22 protein-coding genes are annotated in these 22965 nt (G+C 51.5%); 9 read left to right on the plus strand and 13 right to left on the minus strand.

The features are described 5' to 3' along the window. Positions 1–339 precede the first annotated feature (339 nt). The 12 genes from IZU26_RS09515 to IZU26_RS09570 form a co-directional block, all read right to left on the minus strand. A complete protein-coding gene (locus tag IZU26_RS09515) occupies positions 340–633 on the minus strand; it encodes a (Fe-S)-binding protein (protein WP_021329554.1) in 294 nt (97 codons plus the stop codon). Positions 634–650: 17 nt separating this feature from the next. Continuing rightward, positions 651–1226: an electron transport complex protein RnfA gene (locus IZU26_RS09520; RefSeq protein WP_310823492.1), complete on the minus strand. Its 576-nt coding sequence runs from the start codon at positions 1224–1226 to the stop codon at positions 651–653. After that, positions 1223–1864 carry an electron transport complex subunit RsxE gene (gene rsxE / locus IZU26_RS09525; protein ID WP_433278609.1) on the minus strand — a complete coding sequence of 214 codons (642 nt, stop codon included), beginning with the start codon at positions 1862–1864 and terminating at the stop codon, positions 1223–1225. The genes IZU26_RS09520 and rsxE overlap by 4 nt, the downstream gene beginning before the upstream one ends. A 13-nt stretch (positions 1865–1877) precedes the next feature. Continuing rightward, positions 1878–2453, minus strand: coding sequence for an FMN-binding protein (locus IZU26_RS09530; protein ID WP_021329550.1), 576 nt, complete (start codon positions 2451–2453; stop codon positions 1878–1880). Beyond that, positions 2450–3412 carry an RnfABCDGE type electron transport complex subunit D gene (locus IZU26_RS09535; RefSeq protein WP_021329562.1) on the minus strand — a complete coding sequence of 321 codons (963 nt, stop codon included), beginning with the start codon at positions 3410–3412 and terminating at the stop codon, positions 2450–2452. Before IZU26_RS09535 ends, IZU26_RS09530 begins: the two co-directional genes overlap by 4 nt. After that, a complete protein-coding gene (rsxC, locus tag IZU26_RS09540; RefSeq protein ID WP_433278611.1) occupies positions 3412–4761 on the minus strand; it encodes an electron transport complex subunit RsxC in 1350 nt (449 codons plus the stop codon). Before rsxC ends, IZU26_RS09535 begins: the two co-directional genes overlap by 1 nt. Before the next feature lie 222 nt (positions 4762–4983). Next, a complete protein-coding gene (locus IZU26_RS09545) occupies positions 4984–8166 on the minus strand; it encodes a FlgD immunoglobulin-like domain containing protein (RefSeq protein WP_433278613.1) in 3183 nt (1060 codons plus the stop codon). Continuing rightward, on the minus strand, positions 8166–9236 hold the full coding sequence (locus tag IZU26_RS09550; RefSeq protein WP_021329563.1) for a hypothetical protein: 1071 nt from the start codon (positions 9234–9236) through the stop codon (positions 8166–8168). Before IZU26_RS09550 ends, IZU26_RS09545 begins: the two co-directional genes overlap by 1 nt. A gap of 164 nt (positions 9237–9400) precedes the next feature. Then, complete coding sequence (gene lptB / locus IZU26_RS09555) at positions 9401–10141, minus strand: LPS export ABC transporter ATP-binding protein (RefSeq protein WP_021329545.1); 741 nt, start codon at positions 10139–10141, stop codon at positions 9401–9403. Next, entirely contained in the window at positions 10134–10961 is an 828-nt protein-coding gene (locus IZU26_RS09560) for an LptA/OstA family protein (protein ID WP_433278615.1), read from the minus strand. The genes lptB and IZU26_RS09560 overlap by 8 nt, the downstream gene beginning before the upstream one ends. A 43-nt stretch (positions 10962–11004) precedes the next feature. Further along, a complete protein-coding gene (gene lptC / locus IZU26_RS09565; protein ID WP_187385300.1) occupies positions 11005–11589 on the minus strand; it encodes an LPS export ABC transporter periplasmic protein LptC in 585 nt (194 codons plus the stop codon). After that, a complete protein-coding gene (locus IZU26_RS09570; protein ID WP_433278618.1) occupies positions 11586–13199 on the minus strand; it encodes a CTP synthase in 1614 nt (537 codons plus the stop codon). The genes lptC and IZU26_RS09570 overlap by 4 nt, the downstream gene beginning before the upstream one ends. Positions 13200–13339: 140 nt before the next feature. On the opposite strand from IZU26_RS09570, the gene argC reads away from it, so the two are divergent. The 7 genes from argC to IZU26_RS09605 all read left to right on the plus strand — a co-directional run bounded on the left by argC (position 13340) and on the right by IZU26_RS09605 (position 20174). Then, a complete protein-coding gene (gene argC / locus IZU26_RS09575; RefSeq protein ID WP_433278620.1) occupies positions 13340–14278 on the plus strand; it encodes an N-acetyl-gamma-glutamyl-phosphate reductase in 939 nt (312 codons plus the stop codon). Positions 14279–14280: 2 nt separating this feature from the next. Next, complete coding sequence (locus IZU26_RS09580; RefSeq protein WP_433278622.1) at positions 14281–15120, plus strand: arginyltransferase; 840 nt, start codon at positions 14281–14283, stop codon at positions 15118–15120. A gap of 30 nt (positions 15121–15150) precedes the next feature. Further along, positions 15151–16002 carry a patatin-like phospholipase family protein gene (locus IZU26_RS09585; RefSeq protein WP_433278624.1) on the plus strand — a complete coding sequence of 284 codons (852 nt, stop codon included), beginning with the start codon at positions 15151–15153 and terminating at the stop codon, positions 16000–16002. A 319-nt stretch (positions 16003–16321) separates the two neighbouring features. After that, positions 16322–17503, plus strand: a complete 1182-nt coding sequence (locus IZU26_RS09590) for a THUMP domain-containing class I SAM-dependent RNA methyltransferase (RefSeq protein ID WP_433278626.1) — start codon at positions 16322–16324, stop codon at positions 17501–17503. Positions 17504–17516: 13 nt separating this feature from the next. After that, positions 17517–18125, plus strand: coding sequence for a TetR/AcrR family transcriptional regulator (locus IZU26_RS09595; RefSeq protein ID WP_021329549.1), 609 nt, complete (start codon positions 17517–17519; stop codon positions 18123–18125). Then, complete coding sequence (locus tag IZU26_RS09600; RefSeq protein ID WP_433278628.1) at positions 18122–19447, plus strand: DUF763 domain-containing protein; 1326 nt, start codon at positions 18122–18124, stop codon at positions 19445–19447. Before IZU26_RS09595 ends, IZU26_RS09600 begins: the two co-directional genes overlap by 4 nt. A gap of 19 nt (positions 19448–19466) precedes the next feature. Next, positions 19467–20174: an SAM-dependent methyltransferase gene (locus tag IZU26_RS09605; RefSeq protein WP_433278630.1), complete on the plus strand. Its 708-nt coding sequence runs from the start codon at positions 19467–19469 to the stop codon at positions 20172–20174. Between the two features lie 271 nt (positions 20175–20445). Here the strand turns inward: IZU26_RS09605 and IZU26_RS09610 are convergent, their stop codons facing one another. After that, on the minus strand, positions 20446–21639 hold the full coding sequence (locus tag IZU26_RS09610; RefSeq protein WP_310823505.1) for a GGDEF domain-containing protein: 1194 nt from the start codon (positions 21637–21639) through the stop codon (positions 20446–20448). Between the two features lie 349 nt (positions 21640–21988). Here IZU26_RS09610 and IZU26_RS09615 point away from each other — a divergent pair, with 349 nt between their 5' ends. Next, entirely contained in the window at positions 21989–22414 is a 426-nt protein-coding gene (locus IZU26_RS09615) for an RbsD/FucU family protein (RefSeq protein WP_038081919.1), read from the plus strand. A gap of 68 nt (positions 22415–22482) precedes the next feature. After that, positions 22483–22935, plus strand: a complete 453-nt coding sequence (locus IZU26_RS09620; RefSeq protein ID WP_433278633.1) for a YhcH/YjgK/YiaL family protein — start codon at positions 22483–22485, stop codon at positions 22933–22935. The last annotated feature ends 30 nt before the right edge of the window (positions 22936–22965 follow it).

Consider the following 22965-nt stretch of genomic DNA (forward strand, 5'->3'; position numbering starts at 1 on the left):
TTTTGCTCTCGCTTAAGTTTATTCGGGAGACTTGTATATCTCCGCATGCGTCTTGCTTTCTTTCCTTCCCTCTACCTGTCAAACAGCGCACCCGTGATTTGAGCGGGTAGCTAATAATTTACTACTTTTTCCCAAACCCTGTCAAGTACCTATCCTACCGTTTTTTACACTTTTTTTTACCACCGCAGTACACTTTGCACACGAACCCGCGCACAAAAAACAGCCCCCGCACATTCGTAAACTCTCTCCGCATAAAAAAAGACTGCCCTTTATGAAGTGTTTAATAACTTCAAGGACAGTCTTTTAAAATCGTAAATTTAAAGCCCCAAAGAGCCGCTCTTATTTTTTGGCGGGAACAGGCACGCCCATAATTTCGCCGATAGCCTGCGCAACGGGTGCGCGGCCGACAAGGCAGCCGTTTACGGGTGCTTTTCCCGATGCAACGCCGGCCGCAAAACCGTCACAGCCCGGATAGCCGCATGCGCCGCAATTTACACCGGGCAGCACCGCCCGGATTTTTCCGACGCGCTCATCGACCGGAATATAAAATATCTTTTTGAAAATACCGAGCAGCACGCCGATGACAAACGCGAGCACAAACGAAACGATAACGGCCGTAAGTATAGCAATCATAGTCCACCCCTTGCTTTTCAGATCAAGCCTTTAAAGCCTAAAAACGACAGCGAAAGCAAACCCGCAGTGATAAACAGAATCGGCTTTCCTTTAACAAAAAGCGGAACGGGAGCGCTTTTAATCCGTTCGCGCACACCGGACATAATCACGAGCGCAATTAAAAAACCGATCGCCGCACCGAGCGAGTACACGATCGACTCGATATAATTGTAATTTTTGTTAATACACGTAATCGTAACGGCGAGAACCGCACAGTTCGTCGTGATGAGCGCGAGATATACGCCCATCGCACTGTACAATCCCGGAATCGATTTTTTGAGATAAAATTCGACGAGCTGTACGAGCGCGGCGATGACGAGAATGAACATGAGCGTCTGCAAATACTGCAGTTTCAGCGGCACCATGATTCCGTAATAAAGCGGATAGGTAACGGCCGTCGCAAGCACGATAACGAAGGTCGTCGCAATCCCCATGCCGGTCGCTTTATCCGTTTCCGTCGTCATGCCGATAAACGGACAGATTGCAAGATATTGAATAAAAACGACGTTGTCGATGAGCATCGATTTAATAAAAATGCTGAGTAAGTTGTTCATGCCGCGCCTCCTTTTGCTTTCGCTTTCGCTTTTCTGATCTTTGCCGCACGTTCTGCGGCGAGCGTCACTGCGGAAAGCAAACCGAACACGAAAAATCCGCCCGGAGCATCCGACAAAAATTTTACGGTATACGCTTCGGGGATGATGGCTTTGCCGAACAGCGAACCGCTTCCCAAAAGTTCGCGCACGATCGAAATGGCGCAAAGCACCCACGTGTAACCGAAGCCCATGCCGAATGCATCGACTACGGCATTGAGCGGGCCTTCTTTCGACGCGAACGATTCGACGCGCCCCATGATGATGCAGTTGACGACGATGAGCGGCAAAAACACGCCGAGTGATGCGGACAGCGACGGAATGTACGCTTCAAGCAAAAGCTGTACGATCGTCGTAAACGCGGCGATGACTATGATGAAAATGGGCAAGCGTATATCTTCGGGGATGATATTGCGGAAGATCGCGATTATTAATTCGCTCATAACGAGGACGAACATCATCGAAAAGCCCATACCGATGCCGTTAAACACGTTTGTCGTAACGGCAAGCGAAGAACACAAACCGATCGAAATGACGAGCAGCGGATTTTCTTTTACGAGCCCGTTTGTAAAAATCGATAATCTGTTTTGTTTTTTTTGCATTTCGCTTTTACTCCTATTTCGCAGCGAGGCAGGCAAGCGCGCTCTGCGTTCCCTGCGTCAAAAGTTCGGCAACACCTTTGCTTGTAATCGTCGCACCGGATACCGCTTCGAAGGTTTGACCGGAAACGAAACCGTCGTTCGCATTTTTGCCTTCGAACTGACCGTAAAATGTTTTACCGCTCGAAACGGTATAATTCGGATCGCTCGCTTTTAAGCCGAACCCCGCCGTATCGCTCGATGAAAGAAACTGCATACCCGTAAGCACGCCGTCTTTTTTTATACCGAAAATGATCGTCGATCGGTCGTAGGTCGGACCCGTCACTTGCGCGACGGCGCCTATGACGTTCCCGCCTTTTTTGGCAAGATACATTTTGTCGATGCTGATCGCCTGAACCGAGCTCGCCTTAAAATCCGTCACCTCTTCAAAGGAATCGGCGTCGGCGAATACCGTTTTCATGCCGGAACTCGCTTTATCGGCCTGACGCTGCTCGATGACGGGAGCCGTAATATGATTGACGAGCGCAAGGCAAAAACACGAAACGGATGCAAAGATCGCAAGCGTAAGTCCGAGTTTTAAAATATGTTTCATTTTGCCGCCTCCTTTTTCGCCGCTTTGCCCCAGCCGTATTTTCTTGTCGTCAATTTACTAAGGAATGTCGAAAGCGAATTCATAAATAAAATTGAAAACATAACGCCTTCAGGATAGCCGCCGAATCTTCTTATTAAAAACGTGAGAAGTCCGCAGCCCAAGCCGAACACCGCGCGGCCGGCTTTTGAAACCGGCGTCGTCGCATAATCGGTCGCCATAAAGGTTGCACCGAAAAGCAGGCCTCCCGATGTAAGCGCCATGATGACGTCTCCGCCCGAAACAAAGGTCAAAAGAGCAACCGCCCCGACCATCGTAACCGGTGCACGCCAGTCGATCACCTGAGTGAGGGCAAGGAATGCGAATGAAATCAAAATGAGCAATTCATTCGTTTCGCCGATACAGCCGGCCGTATTACCCAAAAAACTTTCGAGATACGTATCCGCGTTTGCGGCGACGGCACCCTCTTTCAGCTTTGACAACACCGTCGCGGCGCTTACCGCATCCGTTCCCGGAGCGAGCCATGACGCGCCGATCGCGGCGGAAAAGCTGACGAATAAAAACGCGCGTCCCGTAAGAGCGGGGTTCCACACATTCGCCCCCAGTCCGCCGAAAAATCCCTTGGCGACGACGACCGCAAAGAGATCTCCGAGCAGCACTTGCCACAGCGGAACCGTCGGCGGCAGTACGAGCGCGAGTAAAAGTCCCGTCACGACGGCCGAACAATCACTCACGGTGATATTCTGTTTTGTCAGTTTTTGAAACGCCGCTTCAAAGACGACGCTTCCCGCAACCGAAACGAGCACGACAAACAGCGCGCGGAAACCGAACAGCATAACGCCGTATATCGTTTCGGGAAGCAGCGCCAAAATAAGCATGCACATAAGAAAACGCGTCGACGTCCCTTCGACAAAATGCGGGGCGGGAGACACGTACATTTCTTTTTTCACCGGTTCGCTCATTATTTTCCTCCAGCTGCTTTACCCGCAGCGTTTTTCTTTGCAGCGCGCGTTTTCACGACGCCTTTACCGAGTTTAAATCGGTGCACCAAACGGACATGCGCAGGGCAAACGTATGCGCAGCTGCCGCATTCGATGCAGTCCGTAAGCCCGAATTTTACGGCGGCATCGTAGTCGTTCGCTTTCAGCGAACGCGCCATCATAACCGGCGACAACCGCATCGGGCAGGACGGAATACATCTGCCGCAGCCGATACACGGCTCTTCTTCGCCGATATGGATTTCTTTTTTTGTTAAAAATAAAACGCCGCTCGTGCCTTTTACGACGGGAAACGCGGCATCCGCCGAAGCGATACCCATCATCGGACCGCCGGAAAGTATCTGCGCGAGGTCGCCGTCTTTTATGCGTATGACATCGCCGAGCAAATCTTCGACAAGCGTGCCGACCGGAACTCGTATGTTTGCAGGATTTTCGCACGCCCCGCCGCTTACGGTAAACGCGCGCTCGATGAGCGGCTTGCCGAGCCGGAACGCATCCGAAATCGCGCAGACCGTACAAACGTTTGAAACGATACAGCCGACGTGTGCCGGAAGCCCTCCCGCGGGTACTTCGCGCTTTAAAATCGCGGCGATAAGATTTTTTTCGCCGCCCTGCGGATACTTCGTTTTAACGATTTTAATTTCGATATCGTTCGTATGATTCGCTTCGGCGATCGCTTCGTTGATGCCGCTCATCAGATCGAGCTTATTGTTTTCAAGCGCGACGATACCGCGGCAGCCGAAAATATGCATTTCGATCGCAAGTCCGTCGATCATCTTTTTGCACGATTCTTTTACGGTATGATAATCTACGGTAAGATAGGGTTCGCATTCGGATGCGTTTACGATGACGTATTCGATCTTCGTGCCGTCCGGAGGCGAAAGTTTTACATAGGTCGGAAACGACGCGCCTCCCATACCGACGATACCGGCAAGTCTGATGCGCTCGAGAACGTCTTTCGCATCGCAGGAAAACGGATCGAGCGGACTCATATACGCCGTCTCATCGCTTCCGTCCGATTCGATTGTAACGCAGGGAACTTGGGCACCGCCTGCGACGGCGTGCGGTGCGATTTGCGCGACTTTTCCCGTGATCGACGCATGTACGGGAACGGACATATATTTGTCGGACGCCGCAATAACCTGACCTTTCACAACACGGTCGCCGACGTTTACGGTACATTCGTTCGGAGAGCCGCCCATCGTGACGGGAATCGTCACTCGCTTAGAGGAAGGAAACGCATCCGTGATGGTTCCGTCGCGAGTGCGCTCCTTTCGGTCGGGTGGATAGACTCCGCCCTTAAATGTAAACATACGCATAAACCGTATTGTATGATATTCTTTCACAACTGTAAACTATGCACTGCAAAAAAAAGTTAGACACAACTTACTTCATTTATACGGAGGGGTTTATGCCGATTATTTTTACGCCTTTACAAAATGCGGCTGCATTCTGAAAAAACATTCTCTGCAAGACATAAAAAAAGACGGACCCGTCTTCCGACAGGCCCGTCTTTCGGTGCTGCGTTTTATCACTTATTTTTGCAAAATAAATTCGACGCGGCGATTTTTCCAATTGTGATCTTTATCGCGCCAATCGGCAACGAGTTCCGTACCGCCCTTACCTTGAGTTGCGAGGCGGGATGAGCTTATGCCTTTATCGACGAGATAGGATTTTACGAATTCCGCACGCTTTTGCGACAGCGGAATGAGCGCAGGCCCCCACAGACGCGGGTTATCCTGCGTTTCTTCGGCTTGGTTTTCAGTCGTACGGTTTGCGTGTCCGACGACGGTTACTTTATACTCCTTGAACTTATTGAGGATTTCCGCGATACGCTTGAGGATGCGCTCGTTGTTTGCAGCCTGTTCGGCCGTAACGCCGTCGCGTTTTCCCGGAGCGGTTTCGACTTTGAAGTCGGCGTTATCGGGGCGGAAGATGATGGACGGAACGGCCATTTTGAGCACGTTGCCGTCGCGGATGACGAGCACGTCCACGGGGATGATCCCTTTGACCGTCGACATCATGCCGAGATTGTCTTTGACGGTAAATGTCCACGGATAATCGACGGCCGACTGCACGCGCTCGGCCGCCCCCGACGCGGTCTTTTGCGTATTGCTTAAACCGTCCCACACGATGCGTTCCGTAATCGCCGATGTTCCGCCCGTCTGCCAAAAGCGGCGTCCGTTCGGATCGTCGATCGTAAACGACCACTCGGTGATTTTTCCCTTTGTCGAACCGTTCAACTTGATAAACAAATCGTCATCGACGCCGTCGTTGTCAGGGCTGAAGTAGGCAGGCGTCGTACGAACGCTGAGTTCGGGAGGAGTAGCCGAGCACACGAACGGAGAAGACGACACGGAGACGTTCCGTCCGTTCCGATACGCGATGCGAAGCTTTCCGGTAAAGGTGCCCTCGCCCGCTTTTCCCGCGGCATCAAAACCGTCCCATGCAATCGATGCGGGAAGGCTTTCCCCGTCTTTCGACGACCGGCTGCGCACCGCCTTTCCGTCTTCTCTGCACACGTCGAAATTCCACGACGAAATCGTATCGCCGACCGACGTGCGGATGTCGAAGCGCTGCGAATCGAGCACGCCGTCACCGTTCGGAGAGATGCCGTCGTACGTCGTCGTCACGTATGCTTTTACATCTCGCGTATCGATCGCGATTCCGTTCAATGCGGTACTGAACGCATTGCCTGCTTCATCCGTCGAAGCGATGACAAGCGTATACGTGCCGTCGGAAACCGTGTTGCCCGATTCGTCGGCGCCGTTCCATGAGAATCCCGCTTTGCCGTCCGTCTGTACGGTGCCCGCCCACGTGTATTTCCGAACAAGGGTACCGCGCGCATTGCGCACTTCGGCAGTCCACAGTTTTTCCGTCGTGCAGTCGCGGACGCCGACCGGCAGTGCGCTCTGGGTCGAATCGCCTGACGGTGAAAAGGATGTCCACGGGATTTCCGCAGCAAGGTACGGCGCTTTCGTATCGAGGGCAAAAGCTTGCGTCGAAGCCGATGCCGTCGAAGCGTTTGCGGACGTTATTTCAAGAGAGGCGATATACTGTCCGTCGGAGCAGAGAGCGCCTTTGTCGTCTCTTCCGTCCCATACAAACGATGCGGGAACGCTTTTATTTTCGCTCATCGTTTTCAATGCGGCGCTCGAACCCGCTGCAGCGATTTTAAACACATATTTTACGATACCGCCGCTTCCCGCGTGGGTAACGGGTGTAAACGAAATCGTATCTTTGACTTTATCGCCGTTCGGCGAAAATGCGGTATCCTGCATTGCAAGAAGCAGCGTCGCCTTCGTCGTGTCGAAATTGAATGCGTCCGAACGGACGGCAACGCTGTTGCCCGCCAAATCGGTTGCCGAAAGCTCGTATACGTATGATCCGTCAGGCACAAGTTTTCCGCTGTCGTCGAGACCGTCCCACGAAATCGTTTCGGGGGGGAATTCGCCGAGCGAATATTCTCGCACCGCCTTTTTCGTATCGCCGGAAGCATATATGCGTCCCGTCCACGCAGGAATCGCCGCCAGCGTTTTCGGTACGATTGCTTCGTTTATCGTAATCGTGCTCTTCGAACCCGCACCGAATACTTTATCGGAAACGCGCAGCTGTGCCTGCGGCTGCTTCGTGTCGATGATGCACACCGGCGACACTATCGGAGTCGTTTCATAGCCGTTGAGATATTTTGCCGTCACGCGCGCTTGATAGCGTCCGTCGGGGAGCGTTTTGCCGTTTGCGCCCGTACCGTCGAACACGATCGTCTCCGGCGGTAAAGCCGACGTCGACTGATCGAACGTGCGGCAAACTTTGCCGTTCGCATCAACAACGGTCACCGCCCATTCGGTGAGCTTGTTGCCGGTGCTCGCCGCAGGAACGGGAATCGTCACGTTGAACGTAACCGCTTTTTGTTTACTTTCAGTATTCGGAGAAAAATAGCGGGAACCCGAAATCGCGATATTCGTCGCAGGTTTTTCCGCAGAAAAGATGATATTCGATATGGAAGCGGCAGGGGAAGTATTTCCCGCTCTGTCCGTCGCCGTAACCGTATACGAATAGACACCGTCCGCGACGGGTTTACCCGAATCATCCGTTCCGTTCCAGCTGAACTCGGGCGGCGTCGTGTCTTTCCACGAATAATTTTTTACCGCCGTTCCGTCCGTACCCGCAAAGATGCCTTTCCACTCGTCTTCTTTCGAGCCGGACTGGCGCACGGCAAAGGTCGCCTTTGACCCTTCACCGAAAATCTTATCGGCCGGCTGAGTAAGCGCGATGGAAGGCGGCGTCGTATCGACGACGACCGTATACTTATCCGTTTTGCCGACGTTGCCGTTATCGTCCGCCGCCGTAAAATAGTAATAATAGGTTCCGTCGGGAGCCGTCTCTCCGTTATCCATAACGCCGTTCCACGAAACGACCGAAGGTATGGGAATCGTTTTTTTCGCGGAAAAAAGCTGTTTCCAAAACGATTTGAACGTCAGCTTTTCGATAAATGCGAGTTTGTTTCCGATTGTGCGCACGACGCTACCGCTCTCGTTTTCGACGACCAAACTCCACGAAACGACGTAGCGTCTGTCGGAAATACGGAGCGGAATGTCGAGCGAATCTTGAACGCCGTCGTTGTTCGGTGAAATATAGTTCGGCTGCCGCTGCGCAAACGCTGAAGCGGCGGAAAACAAAAAAAGTACCGCCGCAATAAGTACAGATATCCGTTTCATTATTTATCCTCCCCTGCCCACAATTCGATTTCCGGCGGATCGGTATCTTTCATGCCGAGATTGAATTTGACATTGCCCGAAACGGCGTGTACCGTTTCGTAAAGCTGCTGCCACCCCGCATTGACCGTCATATCGCTTTCGCCCCAGCCGTTGCGTTTCATATATTCGTTGCGTTTTGTTTTAAACGTAAAGCGATAGCCGATGCTGACTGCCGGCATAAAATTGCCGTACTTATCGTAATCGCCGAGTTTTATCGCTTCGCGGATATTGATCTCTTCCGCTATGCGCAAATAGAGCGCATCGTTTACGGAAAATTGAAAGCCCGTCGCGACGATGAGATTTTGAAATCCCGGCGTTATCAATTCAAACGAAGCGCCGCCCTTTACATAATCGTTTGCGAACAAAAGGGCTGCGATGCCTGCGTGCACCGTACCGAGCATAGGAAATATATCCGCTTCGTTTTTACCGTCGATGCCGATGAGATCCGTCGACGTGTAATTTTTGCCGAGGTTGAGCACCGACACACCGAGCCTGAAATCCTTCATAAAACCGAGATGCGGAATGCGATAGAGCGCGCCGATATTCGCGCCGAACGACCAATCGCTGCCGTGTCCCCAATATAAGCCGCCGTACATACCGACACCGACCGACAGCCGTTCGCTCACCTCTTTTGCGATGCCGACATTTGTACCGAGCGTATTTCCGATGTCGATTTTATCGATCGGTAAAAATACGCCTTTAACGACGCCGCTCGCGACAAAGTATTTCCACGGAACGAGCAATCCTCCCTGTAACGCGCTGCCGAAAGTTTTCGATCCGCCGTCCGAAGAAAAAAGCGCCGTATATGCAGCGTCGAGCGTGATACGCTGCTCATACGCGATAAGCGCAGGATTGAAAACGATCGCATCGGGACCCGCGGTAAAGATTCCGCCGCCCGCGCTCGACGACGCATAGGTGAGCTGCGTCGGACTTACAAGTCTGTCGAGACTTTCTCCGCCGATCGGCGGATTATAGGCAAACATCACAGAGGCAAAACACAGAGCCGCTGTCGTCATCACAATTCTTTTCATCGTACACTCCTTGTCCTTGCTGTTGCAATAAACTCCCGTAAAACACTTCCGATACTTTTATTAATAAATTTAACAGCTGATACTTTCAAAATTCGACATTCAACCTATTAAACAAACGAAACGGCGATAGTTTACAGTTATTTTCACAATAAATTCACAAGCGCTTACATCGAAAAATCTTTGCCGAGATAGATTTCGCGGGCAACGGATGAATCGAGGATTTCCTGTTTCGTGCCCTGCATCATAATTTGTCCGGCGTTGATGATGATTGCGCGATGCGTGATTTCGAGCGTGTCGCGCACGTTGTGATCGGTAATGAGGATGCCGATACCGCGCTCGGAAAGCAGCTTTATCATGCCTTTGATATCTGCAACCGCGATCGGATCGATTCCCGCAAAGGGTTCGTCGAGAAGCAAAAACTTCGGCTCTATTGCGAGCGATCGGGCAATTTCGGTACGCCGCCGTTCTCCTCCCGAAAGCGTAATCGCCTGCTGGCCTCTGATCCTTCCGATATCGAATTCGCTTATGAGCTGTTCGAGCCGCAATTTTTTTTCGCCGGCCGAAAGGTCGCGCCGCGTTTCGAGGATCGCCCAAATGTTTTCTTCGACCGTCAACTTTTTAAATACGGACGGTTCCTGCGGCAGATACGAAATACCGAGCCGCGCGCGAGCGTACATCGGCAGCACCGTAATCCGCTCTCCGTCGAGAAACACATCGCCCGAAGTCGGACGGTAAAATCCGACAATCATATAAAACGTCGTCGTTTTGCCCGAACCGTTCGGTCCGAGAAGCCCGAGCACTTCGCCCGTACGCATCGAAAAATCGATACCTTGCACGACGCGTTTTTTGCCGAACGATTTGTATAAACTTGAAACCCGCAATACATGCCGCATTTCGTCAGTCATCCGTCCCCCGTTTGCCGCCGCCTGTCTTCGCACGCGAAAGTGTATCGGGCGGAGCGTTTGCCCCTTCCGCGCCGCTTGCAGCTTTGCCTTGCCCCGCGTCGGGTGATTTACCGGGAGAGGCCGTTCCGTCCGCCGGCACTTCGTTTTTACCGGATCCATCGTCTTTGCCGGATCCATCGTCCCTTGACGGATCGCTTTCATCGCGTGCCGCCGAATCCTTTTTTATACCTGTATCCTGATCGGCGCTTTTATCGTCGACGACGGAACCTTTGACGCGGCCGTCGAGCCTTATCTCCTGCGTATCGAGATTCAGCGTAATTTCCTGAGCGCGGAACGTGTCTTCGCCCTGCGTAATCTGCGAATTGCCGCTCATTTCGAGCATTTGATTTTTTTTGCGGTATACGGCATACGCACTCGAACAGACATTGTCCTTTTGTTTGATCGTTATACCGATTTGAATTCGCGCGATGTCGGTATTTTGATTGTATTCGATAAGCTGCGCGTCGACCGATACGCCGTTTTCCGTATCGGCAAGATGTACGTTGTCTTTCAGCGTCGCGATCTTCGTTTCGCGATCGTAGGAAAGACGCCCGCACGTGAATTCCATATTCGCTTCGATATTTTTTCCGGTGATGTTTCCGTCGGCTTCGATGTAGCGGAAATTTTTTCCGCTCATCGTAATCGAATCGGCGGCGATTTCCATGGACGACGTGAGCACATAGGCGCTGCCCGAAAGAGTTGTCGTATCGGATGAATTGCCGGCCGTCCCCGTCATGCTGTTCGCGGAAAACGTAATACGCTCGGACCACGCGGGGAGCATAGAAGCGACAACGTATAAAATTAATAATACGATTATACGTATTTTACTGCCGGCTCTGCGCATCGCCGCCTTCCTCCGCATCTTCGTCGGTTTCGACCGTTCCCGACACGGCGCCGGTAAATACAAAACGGTTACTTACGCCGCTTGCGGAAAATCCCGAACCGCGGACGACCGTACCGTTTTTTTTCATCGTGATCGTATCGGTGCGGCGGCTCGTAAGCTGTTCGGTATTTCCGTCCCAGCGCAGTTCGTCCGCTGAAATCGTTACGCCCCTCGGTTCATTCGTAAGTTCGATCCCGTCGTAAAGCGAATAGATTTTTTGCTTCGAATCGAATGCGACCAATCCGCACGAGCCCTCGGTTTCGGCACTCCCGTCGTCCGCATAGGCCGTAAACGAAACCGAATCCGCATAGGTGCTGCCGCCCTTATACTGTTCGAGCGTCCGCGCGCGCATCGAAAGCGTCTTTTTGTTTTTTTCCCACCGAGAAAAGTCTGCATTTGCAAAAACGAATTCGGGCACTTCCGATTCGACGTTTTTTTTTCCGTCGGAATATTTCAGCGAACAACCGGCCGAAAAAAACAGCCAACAGCACAAAACGGCACCGGCCGTAAAAAGGTTCGGCGTCATTGTTTTTTACCGAGCGCCGCTCCGATGAACGAAACGAAAAGCGGATGCGGTTTCATCGGACGGGAAACGAATTCGGGATGATACTGCACGCCGATGCCCCACCTGTGATCTTTCCATTCGAACGCTTCGGTACTGCTGTCCGGTTCGGAAATCGCGGACGTGATGAGACCGTGTTCGGTCATATCGGCGGTGTATTTTTTATCGAACGTGTACTTGTTGCGGTGCCGTTCGGTGATTGTGAGCTTTTTGTAGATGCCCGCAAGCTTCGTATCTTTAATGATACGGACGGTTCCCGCGCCGAGCTTCATCGTGCCGGCAGCCGAAAGCCCCGTCTGCTCTTCCGGCAAACTGATGATCGCGTGAGTGCTGTTTTGTATAAACTCCGTGCTGTCCGCATCCGCCCAGCCGCACAGCGAACGTCCCGTTTCGATCGCCATGAGCTGCATACCCAAATCGATACCCAGATAGGGTATATCGTTTTCGCGCGCATATTTTACCGCAACGAGGAGACCGAGAAATCCGCGCTGCCCGTAATTCGCGGGCACGACGATACCGTCGACATCTTTGAACGCTGCCGCTATCTCTTTTTCGTTTTTGCAGCTTTCGAGCGTTTCCGCGTCGATTTTGCGGAGTTTCAGCTCCGCGCCGTATTGCGTAACCGCGGCATGAAACAGCGATTCGCGTACCGATTTATAGCAATCGTCAAGATAATCTTTTTTGCCGACGACGGCGATGCACACGGCAGGTCCGCTCGTATTGAGTTTTTCAAGGAATGTCGTCCACGGGCGGATATTGCAGCGCTCGGCGGTGAGCGCGAGTTTTTTGAGCACCCGCGCGTCAAAACCTTCTTTGTGAAAGATAACCGGAAGCTCGTACACCGATTTTTGTACGTCGACCGAAGAAAAAACCGCATCGGGGGCAACGTTGCAGAACAGCGCGATTTTTTTTCTGAGCGGCATATCGAGTTCGTTTGCAGTGCGGCACAAAAGGATATCCGGCTGGATACCCGCTTCCTGCAGCTGTTTCACCGAATGCTGCGTCGGCTTCGTTTTCAATTCGCCGCCGATGATCGCAGGCACGAGCGTTATGTGAATGGCACACACTTCGTTTTTTCCGAGTTCGTGAATGAGCTGCCGAGCGGCTTCGAGATACGGAATTGATTCGATATCTCCGACGGTACCGCCGATTTCAACGATAACGACGTCCGCACCCGAGCGCTCGCCGACGGAGAGGATATTGCGTTTTATCTCATCGGTGATGTGCGGGATCACCTGCACCGTGCGCCCGTTGTATCTGCCGGCGCGCTCGTTTTGAATCACTTGGTTGTAGATTTTTCCGATCGTAATGCAGTTGTCTTCGGCAACATTGACACTCGTAAAGCGCGCAAAATTGCCCAAATCCAAATCGGTTTCCGCGCCGTCTTCGGTAACATATACTTCGCCGTGCTGAAACGGACTGATATTGCCTGCGTCGAGGTTGATGTACGGATCGCATTTTATCATGGAAATCGAAAGCCCGCTGCATTCAAGAAGACTTCCGAGCGATGCAGACGCCACCCCTTTGCCGAGACTGGAACACACGCCGCTCGTCACGAGTATATATTTGCTCATGATACGATTTTCCCATTTACTCTGCGCTTCGTCAATAGCGGGAAAATCGCTTTCACCCAAACAGATCTTTATTCAGAGCACGGACAACGGCACGGACATCTTTCCTTGCACAGTTTTTTTCACTGCACTATAGTAGACGTATGGCATACACGATCTTTATCGACGGGCAAGAAGGTACGACGGGCTTAAAGATATACAAACGCTTTGCAAAGCGCAGCGACATCGAAATGCTGCGCATAGACGACGACAAAAGAAAAGACGCGGACGAACGAAAAAAATTAATTAATAATTCCGACTTTACGTTTTTATGTCTCCCCGACGCCGCTGCCGTCGAAGCCGCAGAGCTGTGCACGAATCCCGCCGTGCGTATCATCGACGCGTCGACTGCGCACCGTACGGCTCCCGGCTGGGATTACGGCTTTCCCGAACTTTCAAGCGATTTCAGGCGCCGCATCGAAAGATCGAAACGGGTCGCGGTTCCCGGCTGCTATGCGAGCGGCTTTAACGCGATCTGCTTTCCGCTTACGACATCGGGCGTTTTGCCGCGCGATTATCCCGTCGTATGCCACGCGGTTTCAGGCTACAGCGGCGCGGGCAAAAAAGCGATCGCCGAGTACGAATCGGAAAACCGCCCCGAAGAACTCGCCTCCCCGCGCCTCTACGCGCTCACGCAGCATCACAAGCATTTGCCGGAAATGCAAAAGATAAGCGGTTTGGATTTTCCGCCCGCCTTTACTCCGTATATATGCGATTATTTTTCGGGTATGACGGTTACCGTGCCTCTGCACGTGCGGCTGCTTGCAAAAAAAGTTTCCGCCCTTGACGTGCGGGAGATGTTTACGTCGTGCTATGCGGGTTCAAAATTTATTAAGGTTATAGAACTGCAGGATACGATCGACGGCGGATTTATCGCGGCAAATACGCTTTCAGGAACGAACGATATGCAGATATTCGTGTACGGAAACGACGAGCGCATCGTAATCTCCGCACGCTTCGACAATCTCGGCAAGGGAGCGTCGGGAGCTGCGGTGCAGTGTATGAATATCATGATGGGAATCGACGAGGGTACGGGACTGTAACGATGGCCGGCGATATCCGATCCGACGAACGGGGCGATGCTTTTAACAATCTGTATGCCGGCGACTGCGGTTACTTTGAAGGCCGCACGTCGCACGAAACGATTTACCGCATTCCGTCACTGAAAGAAGCGTCAGATATGCTGCTGCACGATGAAGAGCCTGTGCGCACCGAAAACGATCCCGCACTCTGTCAGCGAATTTTGTTCGACATCATCCTCGCCGAAGGTTTCCGCCGGGCAGGATCGTACGTATACCGCGCAGACTGTCCCGATTGCAAAGCGTGTATTCCGATCAGAATTTTTCCGGACGCATTCGAACCGTCGAAATCGCAGCGGCGCGTACTTGAAAAGAACCGCGATCTTGCCGTAACGCTCACGACGAAAGCGGACGAATTCGTCACCGACGAAAAAATTGCGCTTTTCCGCACCTATGACAAGCGGCACAATCCCGACTCGGAAAAAAGTTTTGACGAAGCGAAAAAAACGCTTATCGATATGAACGGCATCTGCCGCACGGCGGAAGACGGCAGATACGAATCGTTTTATTCCGGTACGATAAATATGGATTACAGGTACGGCGGAAAGCTCGTCGGCGTCGGCATCATCGACACGGGAAAAGCGAGCCTGTCGTCGAATTATTTTTACTATGACACGTCGGACGAAACGAAAAAGAGAAGCATCGGCACGTACAGCATATTGAGGGAAATCGAATTGTGCCGAACATTTCATCTGCAACGGTACTATCTCGGCTATTGGCTTAAAGACTGCAAGTCGATGGTATACAAATCGAATTTCAAGCCGCACGAATTGCTGATCGACGGCGAGTGGAAACTGATTACATAATCGAAATACGGAAAAGGCGGAAATATATCGATGAAAACGGGAATCGTAATCGAAGGCGGAGGACACCGCGGTATCTATGCGGCGGGCATACTCGACGTGTTGTGCGAAAACGACATCGAAGCCGACGGAGTGCTCGGCGTGTCGGCGGGAGCCGTTCACGGAGCAAGTTATGCGTCGCACCAAATCGGGCGTTCCGTCCGCTATACGATGAAATACTGCGGCGACAAACGCTATATGAGTTTCCACTCATGGCTTAGGACGGGCGATCTATTCAACGCGGATTTTTGCTGGCGCGAACTGCCGGAAAAACTCGATCCTTACGACAACGACGCGCTCGAATCTTCTCCTGTCGCATTTTACGTAACGTGTACCGACGTCGAAACGGGTGAGCCGGTATATCACCGGTGCAAAACGCTCCGGGGCGATGAAATGAAATGGCTGCAGGCGTCGGCGTCCATGCCGCTCGCTTCGAACATCGTATGCGCGGACGGTCGTAAAATGCTCGACGGAGGCATTGCGGATTCGATTCCGCTCGGCGCATTCGAGCGGCTCGGCTATACGCGAAACATCGTCATTTTGACGCAGCCTGAAGGATACCGTAAAGGAAAAAATCCGCTGCTCCCCGCGCTGCGCATTGCAATGCGGAAATATCCCGCGCTCATCCGTGCGATGGAAATGCGCCATATCGTATACAACGAGGAAGTCGCGGATATCGAACGAAGGGCGGAAGCGGGGTCGGTTTTGCTCATCCGTCCGAAGCACACCGCGGGTGTCGGGCGTACGGAAAAAGACGGTACAAAAATCAAAGCGCTGTACGATATCGGACGAAAAGATGCGCTCGATCGGCTCGATGATATCCGGGAATTTTTCGAAAAGCGGTAACGGAGTTCTAAGCTGTAACGGCGCACGCGTTTACAAAAAGCATAAAAAGCGCCAAAAGGTAAAAATGATAACATTCGCTTCAACTCGCAATATCACCTGCGCTTACGAAAGACTTACGCCCGCGTGGAGCACCGCGCAGCGTCCGCGCCGGGGCGCGGATGAGGGTTACCGAAGTGCGGAAGGCGGGATCTTCCGATCCGCTTCGTCCTAAAAAAAATTAATAATTATTAAAAATTTCCGCCGGCGGCGCTTTCGGCGTGCAAAATCGCAAAATACGACAATTGCACAAAATCCGTAAAAATGTTATTTTTAAATCCGTATGAATACCCTCGTTGCGCTCTGCGCCGTCGGCGCGGATAAAATACTCGGCAATGAAATCAAACATCTCGGCTACAAGCTCGCGGGAAACGCGCCCGGACGGGTTTTTTTTACCGGCGACGACGATGCGCTTTTCCGCGCGAACCTCTGTCTGCGTACGGCCGACCGCATATATTTACAGGCGGCTTCTTTTCAGGCAGCCGATTTCGATTCGCTTTTTGCCGGCACTTATGCGGCCGACTGGCAAGATTTATTAAAAAAGGACGTGCGCGTCGTCGTGGACAAAGTGCGCTCGCATCACTCGAAATTGAACTCGGAACACACGGTTCAAAGCATGGTGCAAAAAGCGATCTACAAAAAACTCGGCGACAAGTGGCGCATGACGACGCTCCCCGAATCGGGAGAGACGGCGGATGTGCGCGTATATATCGACAACGATAAGGTAAACGTCCTGCTCGATCTTTCGGGAGAGCCGCTGTACAAACGCGGTTACCGCACGGGAGGAGGGACGGCGCCGCTTCGCGAAACGGTTGCCGCCGTGCTGCTGCAGGAAATGCTGTGGCGCAGAAGAACGCCGCTGCACGATCCCTTTTGCGGTTCGGGAACGATCGCGATCGAAGCGATGCTTTTTGCGCACAATATCGCACCGGGGGCAGGCAGGCGCTTTGCGCTCGAACACCTTGCCGTTTTTAATAAAAAACGCGCGGACGAAATCCGTGCGCAGGAAGCGGAACGGATTAGAACGGATGTCGAAGTGCGCGTTACCGGAAGCGATATCGACATAGAGGCGGTAAACCGTGCAAAAGCGAACGCCGAACACGCATGCGTTGCGGCCGGCCGCGCTTTGCAGTCCATCGGAAAAGACAACCGCATTCCGCGCCCCGATTTCATACAGTCGGATTTTATCGACTTGGCGGCTCCGTACGATGAAGGGCTTTTGCTGTGCAATCCTCCGTACGGCGAGCGGCTCGGAGACGAGGCGGAAGCGGAAGCGCTCTATAAAAAGATGGGTGCGCTGTGGACGAATTTTCCGAATTGGCAAATCGGCGTCATCACAGCGAGCAGGCAGTTTCAAAAATGCTCGGGGCATTATGCGGACAAACTGAAAAGTTTTAAAGCCGGAAATCTCGATACGCATTTTTATATGTATTCCGGATCTTTCGGCAAAAAAGAAAAAGCGTAGGCGGAGGGCTTTCATGGCGATCATCGTCGAACACGAAAAACGTAAACGAAAGATACTCGAAAAAGCGCTCGACGTTTTCGTTGAAGAAGGCTACGAAGACGTCACCTTTCAAAAGATCGCCGACCGATGCGGTATTACGCGGACGACGCTGTACATCTATTTTAAAAACAAGCGCGAGATTTTTTTATGGAGCATTAAGCAGCTCGTATCGGGAATCGAAACGACGATCATGCAGATCGTCAACAATACGTCGTTCAACACGGAAAACTGTTTTCGCAAAATGCTCATGAGTATCGTCGATGCAATCGGAGAAAATAAAAAGCTGTTCAGTGTTTTGCTTTTGTATTTGATACAGCTGCAAAAATCGGGCGTCGATCCGCGGAAGCGCGTTATGCGTCGAGTCATCAAATTACGGCACATCATGACGACGCTGCTCATCCGCGGCGCGAAATCGGGTGAATTCAAAAAGATAAACGTCAAAGTCGTAAACGATATGTTTTACGGTTTGATCGAATCCGCAATCTTCCGCCTCGCCGTCCTCGCACAGGAAAACATCGGCGACATACGCGACATACTCAATTTTGCCGTCGACGGCATCATCGCAAAGCGGAGCCGCGCTTGAACGTACGGCATACGGGATGCGCGGATTTGCCGCTGCATCGGGGCACGGTTCCGACGTGGCTCGCCGAGCACATGAAAAATCTCGGAACGCTGATTGTCGAATCGATCATTCAAAATTACGGCAAACGGGAAGTGCTCGTGCGATTGAGCGATCCGATGTGGTTTCAGTCCTTCGGTGCGGTGCTCGGCATGGACTGGCATTCGTCGGGCATCACGACGAGCGTCATGTATGCGCTCAAGCGCGGACTGAACAAACGCGGACGGGAACTCGGCATCTGTGTGTGCGGCGGACGCGGAAAATATTCGCGCAATACACCGAACGAATTATTATTTTTATCCGATGCCGCAGGACTCGACGGTGCCTCGCTCGTACGCGCAAGCAAACTTTGCGCAAAGGTCGATAGCAACGCCGTCCAGGACGGATTTCAGCTGTATCAGCATAATTTTATTGTAACCGACGAAGGCGATTGGGCGGTCGTACAGCAGGGCATGAATGCCGCGTCGCGCACGGCGAGGCGATATCACTGGTGTTCACCGAAACTGCGCTCTTTTGTCGAAGAACCGCATACGGGCGTCGTCGGAGAAAAGCGGGACGAAATCTTAAACCTCACCGATCGGGCGGCGCAAAGGACGCGCGCTGCGATCGTCGAAATCGCACATGAAAATCCAGACCGTATCGTGCGCGAACTCTCGCATATCGCATCCCCTTCTGCGGCAATCGTCGTGCCGAGAGAGCCTGAACTTTTTCCCGACCTCACCGAAAACGCAGTCAAAGCTGCGGAAACCGTTTGCCCCTCGCCCGCCCCGCACTCGAACGATGTCGCAAAAACGGCTCGCATTTCGTACTCATCGCGCTCCATAACGATGAGCACGCATCACGACGTACGCGCCGAAGACATCGATTTAAAAAGGCTCGGCGCCGTGCTCGCGCTATCATACGAAAGCCCTCCGGAAGATTTCGAATCGCTTTTACTCACTCCCGGTCTCGGGCCGCGCACGCTGCAGTCGCTTGCGCTCGTAAGCGAAATCGTATACGGAACGCCGTCGCGTTTTACCGATCCCGCGCGATTTTCGTTTGCACACGGAGGAAAAGACGGGCATCCCTTTCCCGTGCCGTGCAGGATTTACGATGAAACGATCCGTGTGCTCGGCGACGGCATCGAAAAATCGAAACTCGGCGACACCGATAAAACCGAATGCCTGCGACGGCTGTATGCGACACAGCTGCAGATCGAACGATTTTGTTCGCCTGAAGCCGACTTTGATAAAGCAGTCGCGTATGAAAAAGCGCATTCGAAATCGTGGGACGGCCGACAAGTGTAATAATCGGAGGATTACGATTATGGAAACGGCGTTATATCTTATTCCGACGACACTGGGTGACACCGACACCGAACGCGTTATACCGGAATACAACCGGAGCATTATCTCGGCGATAAAATATTTTATCGTGGAAAACGTACGGAGCGCACGGCGCTTTCTCAAAAAAATCGACGCTTCGATCGACATAGACGAACTCACGTTTTTTGTGCTCGACGAACACACCGATGTGACGAAAATCGAGCCGTTCCTCGCGCCGCTTAAAGCGGGCTTTGCAACCGGCGTCATTTCGGAAGCGGGCTGCCCCGCAGTTGCCGATCCGGGCGCCGCAATCGTCGCGCTCGCACACAAAAAAGGCTTCCGCGTCACGCCGCTTACAGGCCCTTCTTCGATCATCATGGCACTTATGGCAAGCGGTTTTAACGGACAGAACTTCGCATTCAACGGCTATCTTCCGGCAAAACCCGATGCGCGTGCACAGAGGATCAAGCAGCTTGAAAGCCGCGTTTACAAAGAAAAGCAGACGCAGCTTTTTATCGAAGCGCCGTACCGCAATATGCAGCTTCTTTCATCGCTCCTCTCATCGCTTAAAGGCGAAACGAAACTGTGCATAGCGGCGGGCATTACTTGCAGAGAAGAATACATCCACACGAAGCCCGTTTCCGAATGGAAAAAGTCGCCGCTTCCCGAAATTAATAAAATACCGGCAATCTTTTTGCTGTATGTGTAGAACGATTTCTGCGGCGATTTTTTCGGCGGCATAGAAGTTTAGAAAAACTTCAGTGTTTCGAAGCTTTCCTTAGATTTAAATTACGATGTTTTGCGGTTTGCTTTTTTAAAGGCCGGCAACAATTCAATATGTTTATTAATTAACAAAATTACAACTGCCATAACACGAAACCTTGATACATCCCGCAGAGGATTTTCAAAGCTTCGGCCCCTTGGACTGCCTTTATGCTTTTAAAAAAGCGGCAGCGGCATTTTCCCGTTTCTGCTCGGGACTATACTCCGGTTTTCGGGGGGGGGGGGGGGTAACGGACGGACTGCGAACGGCGCTTGTTTTTATAGAGCATATTATCGGCATTTTTAATAAGTTCAATCGCATCGATTTCTTCGCCGTCGGTTTTTGCATAGCCGATACTCAGCGTAATGTTATACGGAAGCCTTCGCGCCGTGACTTCCGTTTCAAGCGCTTTATTAAAATGATTTATCAACTCGTCGGGATTCGACACGTACAAGGATTCTCCGACCAGCAAAAATTCATCGCCGCCGAACCTCGCGACAAAAGCGCTGTATTTTTGGCTCGTCATCCTCAGCGCCTGTGCAACGGTACGCAACACTTTGTCCCCTTCGATATGGCCGTACGTATCGTTTATCTCTTTAAATGCATCGATATCGAACATAAACAGGTACAACGGCCACTCGGTCAGCGGACTGTTGAATTTCGTTTCGAGGTATTGATTCGCACGTCGTCGGTTATTTAAATCGGTAAGGGCATCGCTGAAAATTTGCGCCTGCTGAAAATTGATAAAGGTAATAAAAAATGCCGAAAAAATTGCAATTCCGATAAGCGGCGTTCCCCGTATAAAAATCTGAAGCGAACCGATAAGAACCGCAATAACAATGGAAAACGCAAGGCTGAATGTAGCGTGCCGGCGCATCGGCAAGCGTTCTTTCGAACCGCAGTACAGCGCACGAAATGCGGCGACGGCAAAATAAAAAAACACGATTGCCAGCTGCCAACAATAATACGATCCGCGCTCGTATTTATTGTCAGGAGTTATGTAATAAATCCATCCCGTATAATACGATGCGATGCACATAAACAGCGAAAATGCCAACGGTATCGCAGAGACAATCCATAGTTCGCGTTTTTTCGTAAACGCCGTTTTTAATCTGATTTCCGTATAGATAAAGGTCATAAAGGCAAGCACGGATATTAAAAAAATTGACAAAAAACAAACGATGCCGTTTACGATGCGTTTATAGTACGGCATATAGTCGTATTCACCCAATATCCATACAACATCGACGAACGAATATGTAAGGAAAATACACAACATCTTTTTTAAAAGGTGTATTTCGAGTTCGCTGCCTATATCCGTCGTTAACTTTCTAATGATAAACACTGAAAATGCAATACAGAGGACATCCACCACGATATAGGTGAGAATGTTATTAATCATCGGTGTCATACGATGCTTCCGTTCCTTGTGTAAAATTCATATAAAACTTTTGTAGGAATGTGCAACGCATTTTCAAAGTAAACTCCTGGTTTCCGAAAAAGTTTCGCGTCATCACGTACATCGTTTGATGCACGTGCATTTCATATCAATAATCGCAAAAATATAACAAATTTTCAAAAGATTTGCTACAGGGAAAATGAAAAATTTTATGGCTTTTTTCAGCGATTTTATTTGACAAGCCATACCCGACATTCTATTATAAATAGCTTGAAACGGATGAAAAATTTTACAAAAGGAGGTACGATAAAAAGCGCCGTCTGCGATAGAACTGTCGCCGTCGTTTTTTATAAAAACGCGTATGTTAAAAAATATCCCTTCGATTATCGGACCGGATCTGTTGAAAACGTTGATGGAAATGGGGCACGGCGATGAAATCGCGATCGTCGACGGAAACTACCCCGCGGCGGCGCGTGCGCGCAGGCTTATCCGCATGGACGGGCACGGCGTATGCGAAGTGCTGAAAGCCGTCCTTTCGCTTTTTCCGCTCGACCGTATGCAGGAAAACGCGCTGCTCATGGAAGTGGCAAAAAATGACCCCGTCGAAACGCCTATTTGGCAGGAATTCGACGCGATATGCCGCGCGGGTGACGCCGCATATACGCGGTACTCGCTTATCGAGCGGAACGAATTTTACAAGCGCACCGAATCGTGTTATGCGATCATCGCGACGGGCGAAAAAGCGCTGTACGCAAACATCATCCTGCGTAAAGGCATCGTACGGTAATAGGTCGAATACCGAGTTCGGAAAGCATTAAATAAAATTGCACCTAATAGAATAGCAAGGAATTAATTATGATTATCGATACGATTGAAAACATCGAAAAGTATGCAGCCGCCTTTCCGCAGCTCAAAACGGTGGCCGCAGTGCTCCGTTCGGGAAAAGCGGAAACGGCAATGACAGGTTCGTATACGACGGACGACGCATCGGTGCGCTATTCCGTAAGCGAATATCAAACGCGGACAAAAGGCACGAAAGGCTACGAAACGCACCGGCACGCGGCTGACGTGCAGTGCATCGTGTCGGGCGAAGAGATCATCGATGTATGCGAAAGTGCCGGCATGAAAGCGCGGAGCGAATACGATGTCGAAAGCGATATTCAATTTTTTGACGGCGAATTGGCAACAACTTATATCGCCAAACCCGGAAAATTCATCGTTTTGTTTCCCGGAGAAGGCCACGAACCCTGCATTTCGGCTAAAAATCCGGAAACCGTGCGAAAAATCGTGTTTAAGCTCGCAATGTAAACATACAGCCGGCACTTCGTCACCGCATAC

Origin of the sequence: Treponema sp. SP13 (assembly GCF_050938355.1) — a bacterium.
In the GTDB taxonomy this organism is placed as follows: domain Bacteria; phylum Spirochaetota; class Spirochaetia; order Treponematales; family Treponemataceae; genus Treponema_D; species Treponema_D socranskii.